Source organism: Calditrichia bacterium (genome assembly GCA_020634975.1).
In the GTDB taxonomy this organism is placed as follows: Bacteria; Calditrichota; Calditrichia; order RBG-13-44-9; family J075; genus JACKAQ01.
In genome coordinates this window covers 628763-644397 of sequence record JACKAQ010000002.1, presented here as the reverse complement: position 1 = coordinate 644397, position 15635 = coordinate 628763, and the positions used below count along the sequence as shown (strand labels likewise).

Below are 15635 nucleotides of genomic sequence, written 5' to 3'. Positions count from 1 at the left end.
TGTTTTACATCTTTTCTCGATAATTTACAGCACTAATTTTCTTCCTGAACGGCGGCCGGCTGAATCGCCAGAATATAAACCTCGCCGGCGTTGTAATCGTCGAATGCGATTTGATCACCTTCCGGCGACCACGTTGGATTCAATTCGATACGATCGGCAGTTTTGGTGATATTCATCGAATTTCCGCCGGTTGCCGGAACAATGTAAATATCCGACGCCGTAAAACGATGACCGTCATCCTCGGTGATCATGTACGCGAGGTATTTGCCATCCGGCGACCACGCCGGACGATAGCCTTCGCCCAAATCCACCAGCTCGCTGCCGTCCACATTCATCGTGTGCAGATTGCCGCCCATCACTTCAAACGCTATTTTTTGCCCGTCCGGTGAAACCGCAATATTAATGTATCGCGCGCCTTTTGCGGGATCGTAAACTTTCGCGAGAGCCTCGCCGTTTTCGCTATTATTTTTGACAGCGATTTTGCCATTTTTATTGTAAACCAGCGCATTACTTTTTTTGACAGAATCTTTGGCAGCAACAAACCCGGTTTCGTATTGAACCACGTCTTTTTTGGCAAATGCGTAAACCAGCGCGTCATCGTTGCTCCAGCGCGGCACATCGCGAAAACGGGTTTTTGTGGTCGTCAAATTACGGTAATCGCCGGTAGCCACGTCGTACACCAGAATTTCGTTAAAGGGAATACGCCCCTCATATTTGGCAACGCGGGTGACAATTGCCGCACCGTTATGCGACCAGCTAAAACCGAAACCGGCACCGGTTTCGTCGCTGATTTGGCGGATGCTGCCATCAGTCAAATCCAACAGCCAGATGCCCCTGTAATCCGGTTTGGTGAGCGCAATCAATTGTCCGTCCGTTGGCGACCACACCGGATTTGTGAATTCTTCCGCTGCACTTCCGGCAACCTTTACCGGCTCGCCGGCCGATTGCCACTGTGCAGAAAGATTTATTGTTAAACCAAATAAAAACAAACACATCCAAACATATCGCATTATAAGACTCCGGGAATTTTTGGTACGAATATTTCGTTGTTTTGAACTCAAATTTTGATAAAAATACGTTTCCGATAAAGAATTGTCATCATTGCCAGCCAGAAAACTACATTTAAAATCGCGTAGCCGAGCGATGCATTTAGCGGGCTTAGCCAACTGGTGAACAGCGTTTCGTAAATCCATTGTTTTAACGAGATGGATTGCCCGTCGGGTCCGCTGATTTTTGTAAAAATGAACACACGCGCCAGCAAACCGGACAACACAAAAACGGCAATCGCATTCATGCCGTAAATGATGGCGGGTTTTGCCCATTTCTGAATGCCTTTTACATCGATCAGCCAATAGCAAAATCCCAGAAATTGCAGTGCACAACCGCTGGTGAACACAACATATGAGCTTGTCCACAGCGATTTATTGATCTGGAAAGCGATGCCCCAAAATAATCCGGCAACGATAGCCAGCCATCCGGCGACAAACATCCAGCCGGCAATTTCTTCTCGAGGTTTGCCGGAACGCAGCCAGTGACCGGTCAAAATGCCGGTAAGCGTGGTCGCGATTGCCGGAATTGTGCTCAGGATACCTTCCGGGTCCCATGTTTCTTTCCACATATGCCCTTTCAGCAAACTGAAATCGATGTATGCGGCGAGGTTGCCTTCTACGCTTAAATCACCGGCGCCGTAACCGGGAACCGGTATCAATTTCATGATCGCCCAATACGCCAACAGCAATATTCCGGTGATACCAATTTGCTGCCGCAGATTTGTGTTCAAATAAATTACCGATGCAATGGCGTAACATACAGCAATTCGTTGTAACACGCCGGGAATCCGCATTTCAGCAAAATTGAAAAACGGGAACAGTGTCAGCAGCAATCCGAGCCCGAAAAGAGTTAACGTTCTGCGCAAAATTTTCAGATAAATTTGCTGTGTGGTAAGTTTTTCAATCTGTCCGGGAAAAGAAAATGCCATTGCCACACCAACAATAAACAGGAAAAATGGGAAAATAAAATCTGTCGGTGTCCAGCCGTGCCAGGCTGCGTGCCCCAACGGCGGGTAAATGTGGCTCCAGCTTCCGGGGTTGTTCACCAAAATCATTCCGGCAATGGTAATACCGCGAAACGCGTCCAAAGAAACAAGTCGTTCTTTCATATTCAACCGCTTTCCAGAAAAAATTTCCTAACCGTGTAATCCGATCAAAAAGAAAAAAAATAGCGAACCCGGAATTCTGCTGCCAGTATTATCCGGGCATTTCTTTTTCCGAAAACAGATCGCCGGTTCCAAAAAACCGGCGACCGGACTAAAATTTTTTGGTGAATTCCTGCCGGTACTGGCGTGGGCTCATTTTGTGGCGTTCGAAAAACCGGCGGTTGAAATTGGACAAATTGTTGAACCCAACCTCGTAACAAATTTCGGCAATCGATAGCTGGCTTTCGATGAGCAGCTTGCAGGCCCGGCCAATTCGCAACTCGTTGACGTATTGGACGAACGTTTTTCCGGTCGATTTTTTGAAAAACCGGCTAAAAGCGGTAACGCTCATATTGGCAATTTTGGCAGCTTGCTCAAGATTGAGCCGTTGTTTGTAATTTTGGTTGATGTAGGTGCAAACCTTGTCTATCCGGCTTTGGAGCTCCGGCTGGAATTCCTGTGAAAGCTCGACGCTGGACAAAAATTTCATTTTTTCCGTGTCCGCCTTTTCGAGCGTGTTGAGGATTTCCATCAGGCTGATCAGTCGTTCCAACCCTTTTTCGCCATCCATCCGTATCATAATTTCGGCGATTTGAGCGCGGGTTTCGCCCTCAATTTGCAAACCGCGGCTGGCGAATCCGCAAATTTGGGAAACTGTCAAAAATTCCGGCGCTTCCCGAATGTTCAATCCGGCAACATTTTCCATAAATTGAATCTGGATGGCATCGTGATAACCAAGCTGGTTTTTCACAGAATTGGTGTACCATGTATGGGGCAGATTCGGTCCGAGAAAGAACAGATCGCCGGTTTCGTAATAGGCAATACTGTCGCCGATAAAGCGCTTGCCTTTACTGTTCACCATAAAAATCAGTTCATATTCGGGATGGCAGTGCCAGTTGAAATCAAACTCGGGTAAATGGATTTTTTTGAACTTGAATGAGGAGAGCGGGGAATTCGTCAGTTTTACATTAACAGGCTTCATCATAACGCAACCGATACTATTTTTATTCAACATCTGCTATTTGATCATAATATACAGTTAATATAGTATGTTTTCCAGTTAAAAAAATGTAGATAAAAAAAATTTTAAAATTAAACTTTAAGAGGATTTACGAACAGTGTGGATAAAGAAAATCTGCTAATTTCTACTTCGAGTTGGAATATTTACACCGTAAATGATTGATAATGTTGGCCAACTGTGTTAACTTAGTCAGCAAATCACAAATATTCGCGACAGCCGCATTGGACTTTTTTTGTAACTTCACAATTTTACCGCTCAGCAAACCATAGGTTTATAATGAAAAAAATACTCTTATCGCTACTGCTTGCCTGCTTTTTGTGGCAGTGTGCAGGCACACGGACAGAAACACCACCCAAAGATTGGGTCAGCGCAACATTATCGCAAATGTCGCTGGAGGAGAAAATCGGGCAAATGATGGCGCCGGCCTTTGTTTTTCGATTTTACAATGAAGACGACCCTGATTTTCAGCACATGATCCGATTGGTGAAAGATTATCACATCGGTGGCGCAATGTTTTATCGCGCCAATCCTTACGCTGTTGCCCGCGATATCCAGCGGTTGCAGGACGAAGCCAAAATTCCCCTGATGATGATGGCGGATATCGAATGGGGCATCACCATGCGCATCAACGAAGGCACGGATTTTCTGCAAAATATGGCAGTCGGCGCGACCGGTTCGGAAGAATACGCCTATCAAATGGGCAAAATTACTGCCGAAGAAGCCCGCGTTTTTGGGGTTCAGGCGGGTTATGCGCCGGCGCTGGATGTCAACAATAATCCCGATAACATTATTATTAACACCCGTTCATTTGGCGAGAATCCGGAAATGGTCGGGAAACTGGGCAGCGCGTTTATTCGCGGATTGCAAGACGGCGGCGTTTATGCCACAGCCAAACATTTTCCCGGTCACGGGGATACAGATGTGGATTCCCATTTGGGCTTGCCGGTGATCGGCGCATCTGCCGAACGTATTGAAAATACAGAACTTGCGCCGTTTCGTGCTGCGATTGCCGCTGGTGTAAAAATGGTCATGGTATCGCACATCACATACAGCGCGTTTCCGCAAATGGAGGGTCGTCCGGCGTCGATCGATCCGTATTTTACTACCGAAGTTCTCCGCAATCAACTCGGTTTCGAGGGATTGGCGGTCACCGATGCGATGGACATGCGCGGCATCACGAACAATTATTGGGGCGGCGATGCGGCTGTTCGTGCCATCAACGCCGGCATCGATATGGTGTTGATTCCACCGCAATTTGAATCGACCTATCGGTTTGTGGTGCAGGCTGCCAAAGATGGGCGGATTTCTGCGGAACGGATCGACGCATCGGTTCGCAGGATTTTGCAGGCAAAATTTGATCAGGGATTGTATCAGAAACCGCAGATCGATTTTGAGAAAATTGAACAGGTTGTCGCCACAAATGCCCACAGCCAAAAAGCTGCCGAAATCGCCGAAGCCGCAATGACACTGCTCCGCGATGAGAAAAATGTGCTGCCGCTGGCTGCGGAAAATATCAAAAAAGCGATGGTTCTCACCATCACCGATCGCAAAAACAGCAGTTACGACGCCGCGCTCAATCGCGAAGTTTCCCGCCGGATTCCCGGTGCGATGACCGCGATGATCGATCCGCGAACCACCGTTGCCGAAGCGCAGGAAATTGTCGCGATGGCCGATTCAGTGGATGCCATCGTCGCCGGTGTGTTTGTGACCTGGGGCAGCTACAAAGGCTCTGTTTCGCTGCCGGATACGGTGGTGATGCTGCTCGATCAACTGTTCGAAACCGAAACGCCGATGGCGGTGGTTTCATTCGGTTCGCCATACGAAATTCGCAAAATGCCGAACACGCCGAGTTATCTGTGTGCGTACGGCACGGGCGGAACGGCTGTGAACGCTGCGGTAAAAGCGGTGTTCGGGGAAATTCCGGTTCGCGGGAAATTGCCGGTTTCCATCCCGGAGTTTTATGCGATTGGCGACGGGCTGCAACGCGATGCCCGACCGATGCAAATTGAACGCGCTATTGACGATGAACTGTTCACCGAAGCCTACGATGTGCTCAAAAAAGCCATCGCAGATTCGATTTTCCCCGGCGCACAAGTTGCTATCGTTCACGACGGAAAACTGTTGGCCAGCAAAAGTTTCGGGCGACAAACCTACGATCCGAAATCTCCGGCGGTTACTGCCGAAACGATTTACGATCTCGCATCGGTAACCAAAGTGGTTTCTACCACCATTTCCGCGATGCGGTTGTGGGAACAAAACCGGCTGGAGCTGGACATTCCGGTTCACAGCTATTTGCCGAAATTCACCGGCGGATTGAAAGATTCGGTAACTGTCCGCAACCTCCTCACCCACTCTTCCGGCGCGCATTGGTGGTCGCCGCTGTGGAAAGAAGCCAAAAATAAAGCCGAAGCGCTGGATTACATTTATCAACTGCCGCTCGATTACACACCCGGCGATTCGATGATTTATTCTGATCTCGGTTTGATTATGGCTGGCGAAATTCTCCGGACGATCACCGGAAAAGAGATGGACGAACTTTCCGCAGATCTGATTTACAAACCGCTCGGTTTGAAAAATACCATGTATAACCCATCCCGCGATTTGCTGCCGCGAATTGCACCGACAGAAATCGGCGGAAGCATGGATCGAGGTTTGATTCACGGCGATGTTCACGACGAAAACACTTTTTTCCTGAATGGCGTTTCGTCGCATGCCGGATTGTTTTCCACGGCGGAAGATTTGGCGGTCATCGGTCAAATGTTGATCAACGGCGGCATTTACGCGAACAAACGATACATGTCGCCATCGACGGTAAAATACTGGACAACCCCGCAAAATATACCCGAGGGCAGCAACCGCGCGATTGGCTGGGACACGCCATCCAAAGGAAAATCGATGTATGGCGATCTGCTCTCCGAAGGCAGCTTTGGACATTCAGGATTTACCGGAACCACATTTGTCGTCGATCCGAATCGCAAAATTGCGATGGTTTTGCTGACCAACCGCGTTTATCCCACCCGGGAACGCGGCGGCGTTTATCCGGTGCGCCGGGCGTTTCACAATGCGGTGCTCAAAGCGATACTGAAAAAAATGGGTGAAAACGTCGGGGAGGTCGCAGATAACTAATGGGATTTACCACAATTGATATCATTATCGTTGTTGTTTACATGGCGGCATCTGCGGCGTTCGGCGCATATATCGGACGAAATCAGAAATCTGCCAACGATTATTTTTTAGGCGGCAGATCGATCCCGTGGTACGCGGTGATGTTCAGCATCGTCGCGACCGAAACCAGTGTGCTCACGTTTATCGGCATTCCGGCGGTCAGTTACGGCGGAAATATGACATTTCTGCAATTGGTGTTCGGTTATGTGGTCGGACGCGGGCTGGTTTCCGTGATTTTGTTACCGGCGTATTATCGCGGCGATTTGAGCACGGCGTATCACTTTTTGGGTGACCGTTTTGGGCAACGGATGCGCAACACCGCCAGCGTCACATTCATGATTACCCGACTGTTAGCCGACGGCGTCCGGCTGTTTGCGACGGCGATTCCGCTGGCAATTATCATGAAAAGCAGTGGCACTTTCAGCGGAATGAGCAACACGGCATTTTATATTTATGCGATTATCGCGGTGGGTGTGCTGACAATGGTTTACACCTACATCGGCGGTATAAAATCTGTCATTTGGATGGACATGATTCAGTGGTTAATTTATATGGGTGGTGCTATTTTAGCCGGATGGATGATGCTCAACAAATTGCCCAACGGATTTTCCGATGTCATCGCCGCCGCCGCACCCGGTAACAAATTCCAGTGGTTTTACAGTGGTTTCGAACTCAGTTTCTCCGATTTTATCAAAAATTCCTACACATTCCTGACGGCTGTTGCCGGTGGCGCAATTTTCAGTTTGGCTTCGCACGGAACCGATCAACTGATTGTTCAGCGAGTGCTCACCTGCCGCAATCTCGCGGATAGCAAAAAAGCGATGATTGGCAGCGGGTTTACCGTATTGCTCCAATTTCTGGTTTTTCTGGTCATAGGCGTGATGCTGTTTGCGTTTTACAACGGTGCCAGTATTCAGGAACTCGGGCTCAGCCGCTCGGACGGTATTTTCCCCAAATTTATTGTGGAAGAAATGCCCGCCGGTATCAGCGGACTGATTGTCGCTGCGCTGTTTGCTGCGGCAATGAGCACGCTCTCCAGCAGCCTTTCCAGCTTGTCCAGCGCGGCGGTGCTCGATATTTATCTGCCGCTCTTCGGAAAGGATAAAACAGAGGCGCAGCAACTCAAAACTTCCCGGTTGGCGACAATTATCTGGGGAGTGATTTTGGTTGGCGCTGCCATCCTTTTTATCGAACTGGAAGGCACAGTTGTTGAAGTAGCGCTTGGTATTGCATCGTATACATACGGTGGACTGCTCGGCACTTTTCTGCTCGGACTGGTGTATGCGAAAGCAAAAGAAACGGATGCGATCGTCGGTTTTATCGTTGCGCTGATTGTGATGACAATTGTGATTCAAACGGTTCAAATCGCCTGGCCGTTGTATACGGTAGTCGGCAGCCTGACAACAATTGTGGTTGGCATTATTTCGAACACATTGCGCGGAGGCGCCGATGCAAGTTAGTTTTCTGGACTGGACATTTGTAGCGATTTACTTTGTGCTGGCGCTGGGCATCGGGCTTTATTTTTCCCGCAAAGCCGGTGGCGATATTGTGGAATATTTTACATCCGGACGCAGCCTGCCGTGGTGGCTGGCCGGCACCAGTATGGTTGCAACAACGTTCGCGGCAGATACGCCGCTGGCGGTAACCGAACTGGTGGCGAATCACGGCATCGCCGGGAACTGGCTCTGGTGGAACATGTTGATGAGCGGTTTGCTCACGGTTTTTCTGTTTGCGCGGTTGTGGCGACGGGCGGAAGTTCTCACCGATGTCGAGTTCACCGAAATCCGCTATTCCGGAAAACCGGCTGCCATTTTGCGCGGATTCCGGGCGCTCTATCTCGCGATTCCGATCAACCTGATTATTCTCGGTTGGGTAACGCTGGCGATGGTTAAAATTATCGAATTATCTATCGGGGTGGATAAATGGGTCGCAGTCGGGATTTGCGTTTTGGTAACATTATTATATAGCGGACTCAGCGGATTATGGGGTGTGGTTGTCACCGATTTTCTGCAATTTATCATTGCGATGGTTGGCTCAATTGCGCTGGCGTTTTTTGCTGTTGATGCCGTTGGCGGCATCGAAGGGCTGAAAACCGGATTGATTGCCCAGTACGGTGCGGATCATCAAATTCTCAATTTTACGCCGGAAATCGGATCTGTCTGGATGCCGTTGACCGCATTTTTTGTGTATCTGGCGGTTAACTGGTGGGCAGCGTGGTATCCCGGCGCGGAACCGGGCGGCGGCGGTTACATTGCCCAACGGATGTTCGCCACCAAAAACGAACGCCACTCGCTACTGGCTACGTTATGGTTCAATATTGCGCATTATGCGCTGCGTCCGTGGCCGTGGGTGCTGGTTGCGTTAACCAGTTTGGTGCTCTTCCCAACTGTCGAAGATAAACAAACCGGCTACATTTTAGTGATGCTCAACTATCTGCCGACCGGTTTCAAAGGGCTGATGCTCGCCTCTTTTGCAGCGGCGTTTATGTCCACCGTCAGCACACAGCTTAACTGGGGCAGCTCATATTTGATCAACGATTTTTACAAACGGTTTGTAAAAACGGATGCGTCCGAAAAACACTATGTTATGGCAGCGCGGGTTTCTACCGTGTTTTTGGTGATCGCGGGCGCGCTCGTCACTTCCCAAATGGAAACCATTGCCGGCGCGTGGAAGTTTTTGCTGGCGATCGGTGCAGGCACCGGATCGGTCTATATTTTGCGCTGGTTTTGGTGGCGAATTAACGCCTGGTCTGAAATTTCGGCGATGCTCGCATCGCTGGTTGTGTCCATCGTGTTACAAAGCGTTTTGGGGATGGATACCAATGATGCCCATGGTTTCGCGATGGTAATGTTGATCACGGTTGGCATCAGCACGGTCACCTGGTTGACAGTCACGTTTTTAACCGCGCCGGAAACCGACGAAACGCTGATCAAATTTTACCGCAAAACCCGCCCCGGCGGCAGCATGTGGAAACCCATCGCTGCGAAAGCGCCGGATGTGAAAGCGGATACCGGATTGAGTCGCGATTTGCTCGACTGGCTCGCCGGCATTATCATGATTTATGCCGCGCTGTTCGGGTTCGGTAAATTTTTGCTCGGCGAAACGCTGATCGGATTGGGTTTATTACTGGTCGCAGTGTTGGGATTCGCCTTTATCATGTGGGATTTGAACGCCAGGAATTGGGAAGCTTTAAAATAAAACCAGTGGATTTTACAATGTCTGAAATTTCAACGCATTGGGAATTAAACGAACCGTTTCCGGTTTCCGAAAAACAGATTGACTTTTTCCGGAACAACGGTTTTATCAAAATCCGCGATGTCCTATCACCATTGGATTTGGATACCTACGGCAAAGAAATCACCAAAAAAGTGTTCGAATTAAATGATATTCACGAAAAGCCGATGGCAGAGCGGGACACATACCAAAAGGCGTTTTTGCAGGTTACCAATTTGTGGCAACACAGCGAAATTGTTAAATCGTTCGTGTTCAGCAAACGATTGGCCAGCATTGCTACTGAACTGTTGGGAACCTGTGGTGTCCGGCTATATCACGATCAGGCGTTGTATAAAGAACCCGGCGGCGGATTTACACCGTGGCACGCCGATCAATATTATTGGCCGTTAGCCACTGAAAAATGTTGCACCGTCTGGATTCCGTTGCAGCGCACATCACTGGATATGGGGCCGTTGGCATTTTCTGCCAAAAGCCACCATTTTTCCGGTGGACGCAATTTCAAAATCAGCGATGAAAGCGAAAGAGAAATTGCCGAAGCATTGAAAAAACAACAATTTGAATACGTTCAGGAATCCTTCGATCCGGGTGAAATCAGCTTTCACTATGGCTGGACGTTTCACCGAGCCGGACCGAATACAACGCCGAATCCGCGTAAAGTAATGACCATTATCTATATGGACATCGATATGCAGCTTAAGGCACCCGAAAATGAAAATCAGGCGTTGGATCGCGATGTGTTTTGCCCGGGCGCTCAGCTTGGCGAAACCATTCAAACAGCGCTGAACCCAATACTCTACCAGCGCGATTCACATCAGGAGAGATAAGTATGCAAGATGGTGTTTTTAAACAAATTGAAAATCTGGTGACCGAGGCAAGAAATCCGGCGTCTGAAGAAATTGACAGCAAGACAACCGAGGAAATACTTAGGATTATCAATACAGAAGACCAAAAAATTCCCGGAATTGTTGAGCAAGAAATTCCCTATATCGCGAAAGCGGTGGATTTGCTCGTCGATACGTTCAAAAATAACGGACGTTTATTTTATATCGGCGCGGGAACCAGCGGACGACTTGGTGTGCTCGACGCTGCAGAATGCCCGCCAACTTTTGGCACTTCGCCGGAAATGGTTCAGGGCATTATCGCCGGTGGTGAAAAAGCGCTGACCAGCGCACAGGAAGGCAGTGAGGACAAACATGACCAGGGGCAGAAGGATTTACTCGCCCGTGGTTTCACTAAAAACGATGTGTTATGCGGAATCGCCGCCAGCTACCGAACACCGTATGTGCTCGGCGCATTGGAAAAAGCCCACGAAATGGGCGCGAAAACGATTTTTGTCACTTGCAACCCGCGTGAGCGGATTACCTTCCCGGTGGATATCGCTATTTGTGTGGTTGTCGGGCCGGAAGTGGTGATGGGTTCCACCCGGATGAAAGCCGGCACCGCCACCAAATTGGTGCTGAACATGCTCACCACCGCATCGATGATTCGCATGGGAAAAGTGTTCGGCAATATGATGGTCGATTTGATGATGACTTCTCGCAAACTGGAAGAGCGTTCCAAACGCACGGTGATGATGGTTACCGGCGTAGATTACGAAACGGCAGTTACCGTTTTGGCGAACGCAAAAGGACATGTTAAAACGGCATTGGTGATGATTCTTGCCGATGTTGACGCCGATACCGCCCGGCACCGATTGGTTCAAAGCAATGGATTTGTCAGAAAAGCATTAGAGATAACTTCAGTATAGTTAGACGTTTAGATGACAATTTACTAAAACAAAAAAGAGTGAGTTTATCATGCCACGCAAAGATCGTGTGACGTTAAGCCCTGTGGAAAACGCCGCACTGCAACAATCACTTTTCAAAGATTTTAATCCGGTAACGGAGCGAATTCCAACCATCATCGTTGACAATTTTCCGGCGCTCGGAAAGCTGGCGGCGATGCGATTTCTGGAATGGGTTCAGCAAAACCCGGAAGGCGTTATTTCGCTGCCGACCGGAAAAACACCCGAGCATTTTATAAAATGGGTCACCCATATTCAACGCAATTGGGAAAACCCGGAAATGCGCAAATTTCTGGAAGATAGCGGATTGAATCCAGCCAAAAAACCGGAAATGAACGCCCTGCGATTTGTTCAAATCGATGAATTTTATCCGATCAATCCCAAACAACACAACAGTTTTTACGCGTATATCAGGCAATTTTATATCGAGAGTTTCGGGCTTTCCCGCGACCGTGCGATGCTGATCAATTGCGAAAAAATCGGGCTGGAACCCGGCGAATCGCTGTCCGATGTGTGGCCGAATCACACAGTTGACCTCTCGCTGCGCTACCGCTACGGCAAAACCCGCGAAGAACGCCGCCAACGCGATATGCTGGCACGCATCGATCAATGGTGCCAGGAATATGAGGAGATCATTCGCGGAATGGGCGGGATCGGTTTCTTCCTCGGCGGGATCGGCCCGGACGGGCACATCGGTTTCAATGTCAGCGGATCGGATCATTATTCGACAACCCGGTTGACACCGACCAACTACGAAACGCAGGCTTCGGCAGCGACGGATCTCGGCGGGATCGAAATTTCCCGCAATCGGCTGGTGATCACCATCGGATTGGGAACCATCGCGTACAATCCGCAATGTGTGGCCATTATTATCGCTGCAGGTGAAGCAAAAGCGTCGGTTATCCGCGATGCGATCGAAAATCCGCCGAATATTCTGTATCCCGCGACGGTGCTGCAACAATTGGCGAATGCCCGATTTTACATCACGCGCGGCGCTGCAAAACTGATGAAAGAGCGTCAGAAAGCGCTCATCGAAATGGAAGATCCGCTGGCACCGGAAACCATCGAAAAAATTGTGGTGGACACAGCGGTGAACGCCCGAAAATCGATTACCGCGCTCAGTCCGTCGGATTTTCGCGAAGATATGCTCGGCAAAGTTATGCTCAAAAAACACAGCGGCAATTTGAAAGATACCCTTCAAGCTGTCCGCGATGATTTGATGACCAAACTGGAAAGCGGCATTTCGAAACACAGCAATAAACGTTTTTTACACACCGAACCGCATCACGACGATATAATGCTCGGCTATTTGCCGCATGTGGTGCGCCACATTCGCGATGCCAGCAACACCCATTATTTCAGTTGTTTCACCGGCGGGTTTACTTCCGTGTCCAATCAATTTATGATCGGGCAGTTGGAAAAATTACTGGAAGTGCTCGATTCTCCCGAATTTGAGGGGCTGCACGACACCGGCTATTTCGCAAAAGATAATCTTAACGGACGTAATCGCGATGTTTGGCAATACCTCGACGGCGTAGCGATGAAAAGCCGCACCATCAAAAATGAGGGCGAAGCCCGGCGTCTGCTCCGCAATCTCATCGAAGTTTATGATGAAGATGACCTCAAAGGCATCAAAAATCGCATCTCAGAGTTGATGCATTATTTCAAAACCGAGTATCCCGGTAAAAAAGATTTACCGCATATCCAAAGCCTGAAAGCCATGAGCCGCGAATGGGAAGCGGAATGTTTGTGGGGCTATTTCGGCTGGAACTGCGATTACGTAAAACACCTGCGGCTCGGGTTCTACACCGGCGATATTTTTACGGAGGAACCGACCATCGAGCGCGATGTGGTGCCAATTGTCCGGTTGCTGGAAGAAGTGAACCCGGATATTGTGACCGTGGCGTTCGACCCGGAAGCCAGCGGTCCGGACACCCATTACAAGGTGCTGCAAGCCGTTACCGAAGCGTTGAAAAAATATGAAAAAAGCTCCGGCCGATCGGATATCAAAGTGTGGGGATATCGAAACGTCTGGTATCGTTTTCATCCGTCGGAAGCGAATATTTTTGTGCCGGTTTCGCTGAACATGTTTGCGGTGATGCAAACCTCATTTTTGAACTCGTTCAGCTCCCAAAAAGCGGCGTCCTTCCCCAGTTATGAGCACGACGGCCCGTTTTCCGAACTGGCACAGCGCATCCAGGTTGAGCAATACCAAAAGATGAAGATTTGCCTCGGGCGCGAATGGTTTTACGAAAACGCCAGCCCGCTCATTCGGGCAACCCGTGGTTTGGTGTTCATCAAAGAAATGGATCTGCCGGAATTTTACGCCAGCAGCCGCGAGCTTATGCGCGCTGTTGAAAACCGCTGATTTTTTTCCGCGCATTATCGATGCCGGGTTGGATAATTCAATCGAATATCATAAGTTGGATTGGAAATAATTAAACCGGAGTTTGACTGAAAAAATGCTCATGTCAAACTCCGGTTTTTGATGTAATCTGTTGCTACAATTTTTCAGCTTTTGCGCAATACCGAAAATTATCGAGGGAAATTATGCGATTTTTAATCTGGATTTCTTTGTTATTTATTTCTGCGAATATTTTTGCACAAACAAACCCGGATTTATTAAAACTTTATGAGGACTTTCGCGATTGGCGAATTGTCACCCAGCCGGTTGCTGGCGACGATATTCCCCGGGTTGAACGTCCAGCGGGATGGACGCCGGATTTCTCCCCAAAAGCATTGGAAAACCATCGCGAAAAGTATAACGAATTCCGGAAAAAACTGGATGCGCTGCCCAAAACGGGTTGGACACGCGAAGACAGCGTGGATTTTCTCTGCCTCAGTGCGATGCTCGAACGGGTCAATTGGGAGCTGAACGTGCTGCGCCAACCGCACCGCAATCCCGATTTTTACGTTCACCAAACCCTGGGCTCCGTTTACGAATTGTTGCTCATTAGTTCACCGATGACGGACGAACGCGTTAACGAAATTATTATCCGGCTCAACAGTTTTCACAAAACAGTAGATGCTGCAAAAGCAAATCTCACCGAAGGTATTCGTCCATTTGCTGAAATAGCATTGGATAACATCGGCGATGTGATGACAAAAATGGATGTGTTGTTCACAAAACTCAGTGAGATCACCTCAAACAAATATCGCTCAAAAATATTGAAGGCGACCGACAACGCTGCCGCCGCATTGCTCAGTTACACCAGTTGGCTGAAAAAAAACCGGTTGAAAATGAGCGATAAATTCAGCGTCGGGCGGGAAAATTATGTTTATTTTCTGAAAAATGTTGCCCTCATCCCCTACTCGCCCGAAACGCTGTTGGCACAGGGACAACAGGAATGGCAGCGTGCCGTCGCTTTCGAAACGTTCGAAAAATTGCGCAATTCCGCTGTGCCGGAACCGGCCATTTTCCCGGGAACTGAAGCGCAAATTGAGCAGGCGAAAAAAGATGAGCAGGCAATCCGCGATTTTATGGAAGCCAAAAATATTATGAGTGTGCCGGACTGGCTGCAGCATTATCTCAACCGTCCGGTGCCGGAGTATCTCGCACCGTTTACCAATATGGGCGTTGTCGACGATCTCACCTCCGAAACGCGGTTGGATGAAAACGGCATCAGCTATATTCCAGAACCGAGTCGCGATTTATCCTATTTTAATCTGTCGCGCGCGATTGATCCGCGTCCGCTGATTGTTCACGAAGGCGTGCCGGGACACTATTTCCAGATGGCGATTTCGTGGAAAAATCCCCGCCCGATACGCCGTGCATATATCGATTCCGGCGCAAACGAAGGCATCGGATTTTACGTCGAAGAAATGATGCACCAATTCGGATTATTCGATGACCGCCCGAAAACCCGCGAAATTATCTACAATTTTATGCGCCTGCGGGCACTGCGGGTCGAAGTCGATATCCGTCTGGCTTTGGGCACTTTTTCTATTGAGCAGGCAGGCGAATATCTCGCAAAAACCGTTCCGATGGATGTTGCAACCGCAGTGCAGGAAGCCGGATTTTTTGCATATAATCCCGGACAGGCAATTACATATCAGATCGGTAAGTTGCAAATAATCAAACTGTTAAGCGATGCTAAAATCCTCCAAAAAGAGAATTTTGATTTGCGGAAATTCCACGATTACCTTATGCTCAACGGCAACGTACCAATCGCGCTGTTGCGTTGGGAATACCTCGGTTTGGATGACGAAATACAGCAATTTTTTAAATCAGAATAGCA

Annotated in this window: 10 protein-coding genes; 7 read left to right on the top strand and 3 right to left on the bottom strand. The window is 48.9% G+C overall.

Annotation, left to right across the window (positions count from 1 at the left end):
* Window positions 1-32: 32 nt before the first annotated feature.
* The 3 genes from H6629_17035 to H6629_17025 all read right to left on the bottom strand — a co-directional run bounded on the left by H6629_17035 (window position 33) and on the right by H6629_17025 (window position 3179).
* Entirely contained in the window at window positions 33-1010 is a 978-nt protein-coding gene (locus H6629_17035; GenBank protein MCB9069498.1) for a PD40 domain-containing protein, read from the bottom strand.
* Window positions 1011-1057: 47 nt separating this feature from the next.
* A complete protein-coding gene (locus H6629_17030) occupies window positions 1058-2158 on the bottom strand; it encodes a DUF5009 domain-containing protein (protein ID MCB9069497.1) in 1101 nt (366 codons plus the stop codon).
* A 148-nt stretch (window positions 2159-2306) separates the two neighbouring features.
* Window positions 2307-3179: an AraC family transcriptional regulator gene (locus tag H6629_17025; GenBank protein MCB9069496.1), complete on the bottom strand. Its 873-nt coding sequence runs from the start codon at window positions 3177-3179 to the stop codon at window positions 2307-2309.
* Window positions 3180-3491: 312 nt separating this feature from the next.
* Between H6629_17025 and H6629_17020 the strand changes: the two genes are divergently transcribed.
* The 7 genes from H6629_17020 to H6629_16990 all read left to right on the top strand — a co-directional run bounded on the left by H6629_17020 (window position 3492) and on the right by H6629_16990 (window position 15633).
* Window positions 3492-6341 (top strand): serine hydrolase, encoded by a 2850-nt coding sequence (locus H6629_17020; GenBank protein ID MCB9069495.1) that lies wholly within the window; start codon window positions 3492-3494, stop codon window positions 6339-6341.
* The gene (locus H6629_17015) at window positions 6341-7840 is read left to right on the top strand and encodes a sodium/solute symporter (protein MCB9069494.1); all 1500 of its coding nucleotides are present in this window, start codon (window positions 6341-6343) and stop codon (window positions 7838-7840) included. The genes H6629_17020 and H6629_17015 overlap by 1 nt, the downstream gene beginning before the upstream one ends.
* Window positions 7830-9578, top strand: a complete 1749-nt coding sequence (locus tag H6629_17010) for a Na+:solute symporter (GenBank protein ID MCB9069493.1) — start codon at window positions 7830-7832, stop codon at window positions 9576-9578. The genes H6629_17015 and H6629_17010 overlap by 11 nt, the downstream gene beginning before the upstream one ends.
* Before the next feature lie 17 nt (window positions 9579-9595).
* Window positions 9596-10438 carry a phytanoyl-CoA dioxygenase family protein gene (locus H6629_17005; protein MCB9069492.1) on the top strand — a complete coding sequence of 281 codons (843 nt, stop codon included), beginning with the start codon at window positions 9596-9598 and terminating at the stop codon, window positions 10436-10438.
* Between the two features lie 2 nt (window positions 10439-10440).
* Window positions 10441-11361: an N-acetylmuramic acid 6-phosphate etherase gene (gene murQ, locus H6629_17000; GenBank protein ID MCB9069491.1), complete on the top strand. Its 921-nt coding sequence runs from the start codon at window positions 10441-10443 to the stop codon at window positions 11359-11361.
* A gap of 49 nt (window positions 11362-11410) precedes the next feature.
* A complete protein-coding gene (locus tag H6629_16995) occupies window positions 11411-13765 on the top strand; it encodes a glucosamine-6-phosphate deaminase (GenBank protein ID MCB9069490.1) in 2355 nt (784 codons plus the stop codon).
* Window positions 13766-13947: 182 nt separating this feature from the next.
* Entirely contained in the window at window positions 13948-15633 is a 1686-nt protein-coding gene (locus tag H6629_16990; GenBank protein MCB9069489.1) for a DUF885 domain-containing protein, read from the top strand.
* The last annotated feature ends 2 nt before the right edge of the window (window positions 15634-15635 follow it).